Source organism: Saonia flava (assembly GCF_011927795.1).
In the GTDB taxonomy this organism is placed as follows: domain Bacteria; phylum Bacteroidota; class Bacteroidia; order Flavobacteriales; family Flavobacteriaceae; genus Saonia; species Saonia flava.
This window is the reverse complement of record NZ_JAATJJ010000001.1, coordinates 726167-739039: the sequence shown is the minus strand read 5'-3', so window position 1 is coordinate 739039 and position 12873 is coordinate 726167. Positions and strand designations below refer to the sequence as shown.

Below are 12873 nucleotides of genomic sequence, written 5' to 3'. Positions count from 1 at the left end.
TCATTTCGGATTGAATCCGAAAGATGCATATGAGAAATCTAAAAATGAATAAACACAAAGTGGGTTAAGATTCCTCGTCGTCTCGATGTTGAAATCAAGACTCTGTCGGAATGACCACGATGTAATTCAAAAGAAAAACAAGAAATACTTATGTATAAACTATTCTTAAAAATCGCTACAAGATATTTATTGAAAAACAAGCTGTATTCCTTTATAAACATTTTTGGTTTGGCCATAGGCATTGCTTCTTTTGTATTGATAATGATTTATATTAAAAACGAACGCAGCTATGATAAATTTGAGGGGTCAGAAAATGTATATCGTGCCTACATGGATTACCTTGTTGGGGATACATTTGAGGCAGGTGATGCTATGACTTATAATGCATCAGGGCCATCTTTAAAGCAAGAATTTCCTGAGGTTTTAGATTATGTGCGTTTCTATTATTTTGAGAAGGTGACTTTTGTTTTAGGAGACAATATTTTTGAACAACCAATGGGGTCTTTAGCTGACGCTTCTTATTTCAATATTTTTAAGTACCCATTATTAAAGGGGACAAAAGAAACTGTTTTAAAAGACCCAAATACCGTTGTTCTTTCTGAAACTTTGGCAAGAAAATTATTTGGTTCTGAAGATCCTTTCCAAAAAACGGTATCCGCATTTTGGGATGGTACTGAAGTTGTTTTAACTGTTACGGGAGTTATGCCAGATCCGCCTCAGAATATTCATTTTAAAAATAATTTTCTAATTTCTTTTAATACAGAAAACACCTGGGGTATTTTTAATGAGCACCAATTGAAGCCCAATTGGAACATGAATAATTATTATACCTACATTAAAACGGCTTCCAATACAAATGCAGCCCAATTAAGGCAAAAAATCATAGATAGTGATATAGAAGAAGATACAGAAGAGCGTCATAATATAGAACCTATTGAGGACATTCATCTCTATTCCAATAAACCTTATGAAGTTGAAGCTAATGGAAGTATTACAAGAATAAAATTTTTATCTGCTATTGCGTTTATCATATTAATTCTTTCGTGGCTAAATTATATTAATTTGTCTACCACCAAATCTTTGGAAAGGGCAAAAGAAACGGGAATACGGAAAGTTTCTGGTGCGCAAAGACCAGAATTAATGATGCAATCATTAGTGGAATCTATTCTTTTAAACATGGTCGCCATAGTTATAGCTCTAGTATTGACTCTTGTTTTGTTACCTCTTTATAATAATTATACGGGTAAAAATTTAAGCTTGGAGTGGGCAGATATAGAAAGTTTTTTACCCATTTTTGGGTTTATTTTATTTGGGATGGTCTTAGCTGGATTGTATCCTGCAATAGTATTAAGTAGCTATTCGCCAGCAAAAGCGTTGAAAGGAAAAATTAAAACTTCTACAGGAGGTTTAAATGTTAGAAAAGGGCTAATAGTAGCACAATTTTTAGCAACTATTATATTATTGGTAGGTACCATAGTGGTTACCAAGCAAATAAATTTTCTTCAAAATCAGCCTATTGGCACAAATTTAAACCAAATTATTGCGCTGCATGGAGAAGTTGTTAGTAAAGAAGTAGACTCTTTAGTAATTAGCAAATACAATGTGTTAGAATCAGAATTAGAGAATCTTTCTTTTGTTAAAAACGTTGCTATTGCACAAACATATCCTGGTGATAGTTTTGATAATTTGTCTTCTTCTAGAGGGGTAACATTGCCAAACGGAGATGTAGATAATAATAATGTTTTCTATTCGTACCATGTACGACCGGATTACTTTAACCTAGTTGGGATAGAATTTTTGGCTGGGCATACTTTTATACCTACAGCAGCCAAGAATTACAATCAAGTTGTTGTGAATGAAGCCTTCCTAAGATTACATAATATAACTTCTGTAAATGAAATTTTAGGTAAGAATTTAAAGTTTTGGGGAAACAGTGATTGGCAAGTAACAGGGATTATTAAAGATTACCATCATTTTGGTTCAAAGAGGGCTGTTTTACCAATGATAATTCGAAATCAATATGACGTATACAACTTGCTTATTAAACTTGATGATACCGCTATATCGGAATCTGGGTTCACAAATTCAATAAATCAAATTGAAAAAAAATGGAATGAAATATTTCCAAGAAGTAGTTTTAACTATACTTTTTTAGATAAAAAATTTCAAGCCCAGTATAATGATGATAAAGCATTTGGTATTGCTTTTCAGGTTTTTACATTACTTGCAATACTTATTGCCTCCTTGGGCCTCTTTGGTCTAACATCCTATACTGTTGTTCAACGTAAAAAGGAAATTGGTGTAAGAAAGGTAAATGGGGCAAGTGTCGCTGGTATTATGAAATTGTTGAACCAAGATTTTGTAAAATGGATAGCATTGGCATTTATTATAGCTGTACCTATTTCATTGTATGCAATGAATAAATGGTTGGAGGGCTTTGCCTATAAAACTAATATTAGTTGGTGGGTTTTTGCCTTGGCTGGTATTGTGGCTTTAGCTATAGCATTATTAACGGTAAGTTGGCAGAGCTTTAAAGCTGCAATGGCCAACCCTGTTGAGTCTTTGAAAGAAGAATAACATAGTTTAATCAATAACATAATCATGATAAAAAACTATTTAAAAATTGCTTGGCGGAACCTATTGAAGAACAGGGTGTTTTCTTTTATTAATATTTTCGGTCTTGCAGTCGGACTATGGTGTGTTTTTTTGATTGCACTTTGGATTATGGACGAGTTCGGAAAGGATAATTTCCATTCCAAAGGAAATCAAATCGCCCAAGTGCTGACCAATATTAAAAATGATGATGGATCAATGGCTACTTGGGATGGAACCGGATATCCGGTTGCAGAGGCACTATCTGAACAGATTCCGGAAATTAAGGCGGTTATCAGAAGGACAGGGCCAAGGGAATCTATTTTGGGCCAAGTGGAAAAATCAATAGGTGCACAAGTAATCGGCGCTGATACCGGGTTCTTTGACATGTTTTCTTTCCCATTGAGTGAAGGACAACCAAATCAATGTTTGCAGGATATAAAGAACATTGTACTATCTGAGGAAATGGCGAATCACTACTTTCCCAATGTCAATGCCATGGGGCAAACAATTAACCTGATGCTGGATGAAGTCTCGGAACCTTTTTTAATAACGGGTGTTTTTAAAAAAATTACTGAACAATCTACGCTTCGCTTCGATGCTGTGGTTCCGTTGGACAACTTTTTGCCAATGAACAATAAAAGTTGGGGAAATACATGGGTAAAGACCTTTGTTTTTTATGGTGAAAATGCAGCTTTAGGTCAATTGGGAGAAAAAATGAAGCACCTCCCAGCTCAAATGGGTGACGATGACTTTAGAACCTTATCCCTTCAGCCCTTAAAAGATCGTTATCTCTATTCTAAATTTGAGAATGGATTACCTATAGGGGGTCGAATAGACAATGTTATTCTTTTTGCCTTAATCGGCATTTTTATATTACTTATCGCATGTTTCAATTTTATCAACCTGACTACCACATGGGCGGTAAAACGTTCCAAGGAAATTGGTATTAAAAAAGTTTTGGGAGCTGGTAAATGGACATTAATTGCCCAATTTTTAATGGAGGCAATGGTATTGGTGTTGGTATCGGTCTGTATTGCGGTATTTTTAACTAAAATTTCTACGCCTGTCTTCAATACTATTACCGAAAAACAACTTCACATCGATTTTACAAATATTCGATTTTATGGTATCCTGGCAGTTATTTCATTGGTGACGGTCCTTCTTTCAGGGCTATATCCCGCCTTTTCCCTTTCCTCTTTAAAAAGCAGAAATGGTTTGCACGAAAAGTTAAAGGATAGCAGAGGGGAGACTACTATCCGTAAAGGGCTGGTTGTACTTCAGTTTTTCCTTTGCATGGCTATGATCATGGGCACTCTGGTCGTTTATTTACAACTTCGGTATATTCAGAACAAGAATCTAGGGCTTAACAAAGAACATATCGTTTATATGCCGATGGATAATGCTACGTATCTACAATCTGGAGCATTAAAGGCCGAATTGGCCAATTTTTCGGGAATTGAAAAAGTGAGTTCTGCCAGTTCCAATTTTATTGATCAAGGAGGTACTACTTCGGACCCTGTTTGGGAAGGTGGGACCCCTCAAGACGGGCAAAAGTGGTTTTCAATTATTACCAGTGATTTCGGACTTACGGAGATGCTCAATATTCCGATAAAGGAAGGACGTAATTTTTCATCCCATTTTGCATCGGACACCCTTAATTATCTTGTTAATCAGGAAGCTGTAGAAGTGATGGGGCTAAAAAATCCCATTGGAAAATCACTAAGTTTTTGGGGAGATGAAGGTGGTAAAATTGTGGGTGTAACAGACAATTTTCATTTCGCGTCACTACATAATTCCATTGGCCCTATGATTATACGTTGTAGGCCAAAGGAAACCTATCTGTTATATGTGAAAGTAAGACCAGGCCAAACAGTGGGTGCCTTAGCTCATATGGAAAAATCACACAAAATGTTCAGCGAACTCCCGTTTCATTTTCGCTTTTTGGACGAAGCTATTGAAAAAGGATATGCGAATGAACATAGGGTACAACAACTGGTAGGTATTTTCGCTGTTGTTTCCATAATTATTTCTTGTTTGGGGCTTTTCGGTCTGGCCATGTTTACGGCCCAACAGCGCTTAAAGGAAGTAGCGGTGCGAAAAATATTGGGGGCGAATATTGGATCGTTGTTCAAGTTGCTTTCCAAAGGGTATCTACAGTTGGTAGGAATTGCTCTTTTGATAGCCATTCCCTTAATCTGGTACGTCATGAACAGTTGGATACAGGATTTTGCCTTTCATATTGAAATTCAATGGTGGATGTTTGGCCTTGTCAGTGCCCTTATATTGTTCATCACTCTGTTTACGGTAAGTTATCATACCCTAAAGTTGGCAAGAACTAGTCCTTCTAAAAGTCTACAAACGGAATAAACCAATCAAAATGCGAGAATCATGATAAAGAACTATTTAAAAATTGCCTGGAGAAATTTAATGAAAGATAAAACCTTTACACTTATCAATGTAATTGGACTTTCAGTAGCCTTTGGAGTTGCCATTTTACTGTCAATGGCCGCTTTTTATGACCTTTCTTATAACAGCATTCATGAAAATGGAGATCGAATTTATCAGACTTATGTTACTCAACAAACTCCGAAAGGCCCAGAAGCAGGTACAAGTCAAGCAGCTCCGTTTGCAGAGGCCTTGCAATCAGAAGTACCTGGAATAGATAAAATCACCCGATTTCTTGAACAGGAAGCCTTGACTACTTATAAGGATAAAGAAATCAACCTTGATGCGGTTTGGGTGGATAGCGATTTTTTTGAAATGTTTACGTTTCCGGCTTTAAAAGGTATTGAGAACAATCCTTTACATGATAAGAAGTCGGTGGTGGTCAGCGAAAATACTGCCAATATGCTTTTTGGTAGTACTGAGGCAGTAGGCCAAATTGTTAATATTCTAATAGATAATAAAGAAGTGCCTTTTACTGTAGCGTCTATAGTTGCAGATAATAATGCTCAAAACACCCTAGAATTTGATATGGCAATTCCTTTTGAGAACCATGCTGGCTACGCTGAAAGTATGGAAACTTGGAACTCACAATATCATCAGGTTTACCTCAAATTACAGGATGGGGTCTCGCCACAGCAATTTGAACAAAATACACGTTCCTTTGTAGAATTACATTACCAAGAAGGCATTGATAACTTAAAACGTGATGGCGCAGTAGCTGATGTCGATGGATTGTTCCTGCAATTGAAATTATTGCCGCTGAAAGATGTTCATTTTACCAGTTTTAGAAAAGGCTATGCTCAGGTTAGTCGCGTTGTACCTTATTTAATATTAGGTGTTGCATTTCTTATTCTATTTATTGCTTGTGTGAACTTTATTAATATGAGTATAGCAAAAAGCGCACAACGACTTAAGGAAATAGGAATGCGTAAGACCTTAGGTGCTCGCCAAAAGCAGCTATTCTTTCAATTCTGGAGTGAAAGCTTATTTGTGTTTATAGCATCGGTGAGCATAGGAATTCTTTTGAGTGTTTTGTTTATTGATGATTTTAAAACAGTTTTCCGTACCAACATTTCTTTAGAAATTATGACCTCTTCTAAGGTCATTCTAGGTTTTTTAGTAATGGTACTTCTGATAACGTTGGTAGTTGGGGGCTATCCTGCACTACTATTGAGTCGTTTGGGCACAATTCAATCATTGAAAGGGAAGTTAGAAACTTCGGGCAGTAACCGTGTGCGAAATATTTTGATGGTAGTTCAATTTGGGATTGCTATTTTATTGATCAGCGGAACATTAGTTTTATGGAGTCAAGTATTTTTTATGCGTAATATGGACTTAGGGTTTAATAAAGAACAAGTGCTTTCTTTTCCTATTGATGGCAAAAAGAACAGTTATGAAGCCATTCAATTATTGCGAAACGAACTTGCTGGTAATCCAAATATACTGAGCGTAACTGCTGCTGACAATAACTTGGGCAGAGGCAAAGATGGAAGTCAGTTTACTAGTGTCTGGGGTTTTGATTATCAGGGCAGAGGCGTTCGTACAAATGCCGTTACCGTCGATTATGATTATTTAGAGACCTTAGGCCTTGAACTCATTCAGGGTCGATCATTTGATAAAAACTACCCAGGGGACGTCCAAGCCGTAATTATTAATGAAAGTATGGCAAAAGAATTAGGCGAAGCCGATCCTTTGAGCGCTTTCCTTCCAATGAGTGATAGTCTTCGATCACCAATAATAGGCGTAGTAAAGGATTATAACTTTCAAGATATTTCAAGAGCCATTGAACCTTTGACTTTTTTCTTAGATCGAAATTCGGGTCTATACTACGGTTTTGTTAAAATTTCATCTGAAAATATGGCTAAATCATTTAATGATGTAGAACGGGCTTGGAAAAAAATAGAACCACAAGCTGACTTTTTAGGATCGTTTTTAGATGAAAATGTTGACCGTACATTTGGCCGGGAAAAAAGAATGGCCACAATGATTACTAGTGGTTCGGTCATTGCTATTGCTCTTAGCTGCATTGGACTTTTTGCAATGTCAATGCTGATTGTGGCGCAACGAACTAAAGAAATTGGAGTCCGAAAAGTATTGGGTGCTAGCGTAACGTCGGTTACCGTATTGCTTACAAAAGATTTTCTAAAATTGGTTTTCATTTCCTTTTTAATTGCCTCACCAATAGCATGGTGGTTCATGAAAGTATGGCTTGAAAATTATGCCTTTAAAATTAATTTAACTGTTTGGTTTTTTGCAGCAGCGGGCATTTTGGCAATGGTTATTGCGATATTTACCGTCGGGAGTAAAACCGTAAAAGCCGCATTACAAAACCCTGTAAAAAGTTTACGAACAGAATAAAAAATAAGACTAATTACTTAATACTAAAAAAATGCTACTACAACTAAATAATATTTTTAAATGGGTAAATTCAGGGGGGCAACGTGTCTTCTTGTTAAAAGATATAAACCTTGAAGTAGAAGAAGGAGAATTTATCTCCATAATGGGACCATCGGGTTCAGGAAAATCAACTTTATTAAATGTCATTGGAATGTTGGATGCTTTTGACGAAGGAGAATATAATTTTATGGATGAATCGGTGCACACGCTTAAAGAAAAACACCGGGCCAATTTGTACAAGCAGTACATAGGTTTTGTTTTTCAGGCGTATCATTTAATAGATGAACTTACGGTTTATGAAAATTTGGAAATGCCACTTTTATATAAAAACATGAAATCCTCTGAACGAAAGGCAGTAGTTGCGGATATGTTGGACCGATTTAATATTGTGGGTAAAAAGGATTTATTTCCAACTCAATTAAGTGGAGGTCAACAACAATTGGTGGGAGTGGCCAGGGCCTTGATAGGAAAACCTAAGCTTATTTTGGCAGATGAACCTACAGGAAATTTAAACTCCCAGCAAGGAGAGGAGATTATGGAAATCTTTAAACAATTAAATAGTGAAGGGGTCACAGTAATCCAAGTAACACACTCTGAAAAAAATGCAGGGTATGGCTCACGGATTATTAACTTATTGGATGGAAGAAAAATAGAGGGATAATATAATATATTTGCAATGAGGTAGAGGAATATGGTAAAACCATTGGGATAATTATTGGAATATTGATATTAAAAATCAATAATTTTTTCACAACGTTTATCTATAATAATACCATTAAGCTTAGTGTCCAATGTAATCTCATTGGTCACTCCTTTCCTAGTAAAATTTCCAGTTAATTTAAATGTTTTTTCACCCGTATTCTTGTATGATATGGAATTAAAATTGATTGAACTGAGATTGGCAGCATCGAAAAAATCAGCATCATTAACTGCTTCAAAGTTAATGATGCCTATACTGAAAACCTTTAGGGTGTTTTCTTTTTTTTGCTTTGAAGAAGTCGCTGGAAAGAGCAACTTTTAAAACATCAGGAGCTACCTTGCTCTAGGGTCCCATAGGTCCAAACTGTGAAAAAAACATGTAGGTAGAGAGCAAGAAGAACAATATTATAGTGTGTCTTTTCATTTTTTTTTGTTCTAAATTTTAATATTTAGTTTATATCTCAAAAGTGTTTTCACCTTCCTTTAAATCATAATTTTTACCTTCCCAAACAAAAGTCCCAGAAGTCCCAGAAGGTAAATTAATAGTTGCTTTTAGTTTTTTTCTTGATTTTTTGTAATCCACAGAAATCATTCCGGATGGATGAGGTATCTCTCCACCTATTTTTTCAATATTTCCTAAATGTGGTTCAATTTTGACAGTCTTAAAATTGGGCGATGCACTTTCGATTCCCAAAAGAATTCTGAAGAATTCAATATTAGGGCTTGATCCCCATGCATGGCAATCAGAACGTGTATTTTCTACTTGAGATGTTTCTCCCCAAGTAGTAAGTCCTAGTTCCATATTTTTCCTCCATATATCTAACCAATTCAGATACTGGTCTCCATAGCCGGCTTCATTTAATGCCAAGTGTAGGTAGTATTTAAAATAAATAGATGCTGGTGCCAACGAACTATCTTCTAAAAGAGATTGACCTATAGCTTTTTTAGTATCATCATCTACAATGCCTGCCAAAATTGCCAAAGAATTGGAATGCTGAGAAAACTTATCTTTTGCTGGTGTATCTGCAAATAGTTGTTTGGAACTATCCCAATATTTGTTTTTAATGGTTAGGGCCAATTGCTTTGCCATTTCGGAATATAAGGCTACAAACTCGTTTCTTCCCAACTCTTTTTCAAGCGCAATCCCTGATTGTAATGCATGTAGCATTTGGAGGTCTAAAGCTGATGATGATCCGTCCTCAGCCATTGGTGCCATACCAAAGTTCCATTCTGGCACCCAATCCGTGTAGTTCCAACCTGGAACATTTTTTAAAGACCCGTCCTTATCAAGATATGTGATAAAATAGTTCAATACCTGTCGTGACCCCATAAGTTTTTCCTTTAGAAAATCAGAATCATTGCCATACATCATATAATCATACAACATACTAACGTACCACAAAGCGTATGTTGGGATTACTTGGTTTTGACGATCGGGATATCTACTCAGGGTATATCCATCTGGTTGCCGCGAATAATCTAACAGATTAATTGTATTCTTAATCAATCTATCATCCCCACTATTATAGAAGGAAACAAAATGTTGAATACGTGTATCCCCAACGTATTGTAGCCTCTCATAGTAGGGACAATCCATATAGGTGTCCACAGCACAAAGTCGTGCAGTGCGCCAACCAATTTCCATTATATCTGCAAGTTCCTTTCTATCAGATACCAAGTTGGCTTTCATTTGAAAAGGATAACCCGTAAATGTACCGTAAATATCATTAATGAACAATGGTTCATTTTTGGTCTTAACGTTAAGTTCAACATATCTATACGTCCTATAAGTAAGTGTCGTGTATTCCTGATTATCAAAACCATTGGAGATAATACTATCCCTTCTTCCTATTATAGTTTTTCCCTCAATTTCGTTTCGGTTATTCTTGGCACCCTCACTGTCGTGAAGGCCTTCTGCATAGGAAATTGTGATTTCGCTGTTTTTTCCTTTGCTGAACAACAACGTAAGGTATGCATTGGTCAAATGTTCTTGATCTAACAAAATCTTTATATTGGAATTTGCATCTATTTTAATTGATGCCGGTTCTTTTGGAAAAGAGGATGGGACTTTCACTCCTTCTGTCTTACGCACAGTTTCTAACCTTTCCTTGGTCAATTCCATTTCCGGTAAAATGGACGGCACTAAATTCCAACCATCACGTTGACGAAACCCAAAGCCCCTAGCTTCAGTTTCAAAGACCGATTTTGCCAATTTCCATGTACTATCATCAAAATCTTGACTTTTCCAATTTCCAACTGATTTATTGAAATCTATAAAATCTCCTGCTCCAGCAGCATAATAGCCTGGAACATTCTGCGCCAAGGGTATGTAGCTTTTATCTTCAATAACTTTCCAACTCGTATTGGTATCTAAAACATTGCTTACTTCGTCATCTCCTTGCATAATCAATGCTGTCTTATATGAAAATTGAGCCACGGGCCTCAATTCCGCCTCATTCCATACCTTAACTGCAAGTGTATTTTTTCCCCGCTTAAGATAGGGCGCCAAATCCATGGTTTGATAGTTCCAGTTTTTGATGTCTCCCCAATTAGGACCAACCGACACTAATTTTTCGTTGACGAACAGCTTATATTTATTATCTGCGGATAAATGCACTTTGAATGTTTGAGGTACCGACTCCAGTTGAATGGATTTTCGAAAAAGATATAAGCCAGCTTCTTCATTATTTGCTTCGCCCAATGTAATCCAACTTGCTTTCCACTCCATTTGTCCAGATGGGGTACCAAATTGGGCAGAGATGTTAAAGGCAACGAGGCCAATAATCAATATTATTAATTTTTTCATGTTCAATAGATTTATCGGTTTAATATTTATTTCTCGCTTTTATTTTCATTCATTAAGCCTTCCTATTTCAGTCCACATTTCCAATTCCTTGGCATAACGGTTTTTAATTATTTCACACTGGGCATCTATACGCATAGTTGCCTTGTTGGACAGACTATAGGCAGGCCATTCTGGCAACTCTTTTACTAACGGACGTCCATTTTTTGCAAAACTTGTCCATAATGCCGCCATGTTATGTGAAGCTTGAAAACGCTCAGGTCTTCCACCACCAAAAAAACTTGGTCTATCAGGTTCGCCCTCTTTTGGGGGTATTTCATTATTGAACTTAAATGAAATATCCATAGCATGGGGTGTTCCCATTGCGTAATCAGTTCCTGGTATCTTAACTTCCGACTTATAACCAAAATTGTAAAGATATACGGGTGCCCCTCCTTGTTCCAATTTGCGTTGGGCAATTTCAACAGAGCCCAAACCTATCATTGTAATCGAAGAAACAGCTATGTAAATATCGGCAGGTGATGCATTTGGAAGTGAGTCTCTATAAGTCTCAATAATTTTGGGTGTATCCTCACCAAACTGTGATTCCAATCTAACTTTCAAACCATCAAAATCAAGAGTTGGAAATTCTGTATCTCTGCGTTCCCACATAAAAAAAGTAAATTCATCCTCGTTCCACCCTACCATTAATGGCTTGTCTTTTGAAATATCAGGAGCAATAGGATCAAAAGGATGATAGGGAAGAGCTATTCCGTCAACCACGGGTCCGAAACCTACTGGGGTAGGATCAGCTGCTTTTTGATTTGTACTTTTGCCTTGGTACGGAGGTGTAAAAGGAACCTTAGCCTGTACTTTTAGAATTTCATCTGTTGGAATATCAAGTAATTTTCGCCAAGTTTTGTTAGTAAGACCAAATTCTTGCAAAACATATTCCGTATTTTGGGCCGCCATGTCTTTAGTAAGCATACGCACTCCAGGACCACTTTCTATGGAAGCCTTATTGAAATAAGGAGCTGCATCGGGCATGGCATAGAGACATGATGTCTTGGCACCTCCTCCAGATTCACCAAAAATCATAACATTATTCGGGTCTCCCCCAAATACATGAATGTTCTCATGAACCCATTTCAATCCCTCAACAATGTCCAATAATCCCATATTTCCAGAACCTACATATTCAGATCCTGCTACTTCATCCAAATACATGAAACCGAGCATCCCCAATCGATGATTGGTTTCAACAACTACAACGTCAAAATTTCGAGCCAAGTTAGAACCATCTTGCCCTGCAGAACCTCCTGATCCAATTACAAATCCTCCACCATGGCTGTAGAACATGACCGGGCGTTTTTTTCCATCGTTCGCTGGTGTCCATACATTCAAAAACAAACAATCCTCAGCTGGAGTGGGTTCACCTCTTCTAGGGCCCTGTATTGCAGGTGCTTCCAGTTCATATGTATCGCGAATCCCGGTCCATGCGGACATAACGCCTGGTTTGCGAAACCTTCTATTTCCAGAGACTTTTCCGGCATAGGGAATACCTATAAACACACTAACCCCATCATTTCGAATTCCTCGTATCTTTCCGGTATTTATTTCTGTAGTAACCCAATTTGAGGTCCCACGATTACCATAGAAAGAAGTAAAGGGAAACAATATACCTGGTAACATTAGAGATGTGGAACATGCCCCCATTTTTTTTATAAATTCTCTTCTGGTATTCATTGTGTTAATTAAATCGTTCTTTTTTCCCAAATTCTTTTGTTAGTGCTAAAACTTATTAAGTTCTAATATTAAAGTCAATTCCTAATGCTCCAATCAATTTTCTCAAAAGACGACTTTCATTCTTTTACTATTTTCTTTCATCTGTTTAAAATCTACATTAAAATTTGTAATTAAATAACCTAGCAAAAGAACTAACCCGGTATAATTTA

The 12873-nt window shown here is 36.7% G+C and carries 7 protein-coding genes; 4 read left to right on the top strand and 3 right to left on the bottom strand.

The genetic code is table 11. The features are described 5' to 3' along the window. Positions 1-150 precede the first annotated feature (150 nt). The 4 genes from GGR42_RS03340 to GGR42_RS03325 are packed head-to-tail and all read left to right on the top strand — an operon-like array spanning position 151 to position 8098. Positions 151-2577: an ABC transporter permease gene (locus GGR42_RS03340; protein ID WP_167960827.1), complete on the top strand. Its 2427-nt coding sequence runs from the start codon at positions 151-153 to the stop codon at positions 2575-2577. Positions 2578-2601: 24 nt separating this feature from the next. Continuing rightward, positions 2602-4962 (top strand): ABC transporter permease, encoded by a 2361-nt coding sequence (locus GGR42_RS03335; RefSeq protein ID WP_167960825.1) that lies wholly within the window; start codon positions 2602-2604, stop codon positions 4960-4962. Between the two features lie 21 nt (positions 4963-4983). Then, positions 4984-7398 carry an FtsX-like permease family protein gene (locus GGR42_RS03330; protein WP_167960823.1) on the top strand — a complete coding sequence of 805 codons (2415 nt, stop codon included), beginning with the start codon at positions 4984-4986 and terminating at the stop codon, positions 7396-7398. A 31-nt stretch (positions 7399-7429) separates the two neighbouring features. Further along, positions 7430-8098: an ABC transporter ATP-binding protein gene (locus GGR42_RS03325; RefSeq protein ID WP_167960821.1), complete on the top strand. Its 669-nt coding sequence runs from the start codon at positions 7430-7432 to the stop codon at positions 8096-8098. 68 nt (positions 8099-8166) lie between these two features. Here the strand turns inward: GGR42_RS03325 and GGR42_RS03320 are convergent, their stop codons facing one another. The 3 genes from GGR42_RS03320 to GGR42_RS03310 all read right to left on the bottom strand — a co-directional run bounded on the left by GGR42_RS03320 (position 8167) and on the right by GGR42_RS03310 (position 12664). Beyond that, on the bottom strand, positions 8167-8451 hold the full coding sequence (locus GGR42_RS03320) for a YceI family protein (RefSeq protein ID WP_167960819.1): 285 nt from the start codon (positions 8449-8451) through the stop codon (positions 8167-8169). A 139-nt stretch (positions 8452-8590) separates the two neighbouring features. Continuing rightward, a complete protein-coding gene (locus GGR42_RS03315; protein ID WP_167960817.1) occupies positions 8591-10942 on the bottom strand; it encodes an alpha-L-rhamnosidase-related protein in 2352 nt (783 codons plus the stop codon). A 45-nt stretch (positions 10943-10987) separates the two neighbouring features. Beyond that, entirely contained in the window at positions 10988-12664 is a 1677-nt protein-coding gene (locus tag GGR42_RS03310) for a carboxylesterase/lipase family protein (protein ID WP_167960815.1), read from the bottom strand. Positions 12665-12873 lie beyond the last annotated feature (209 nt).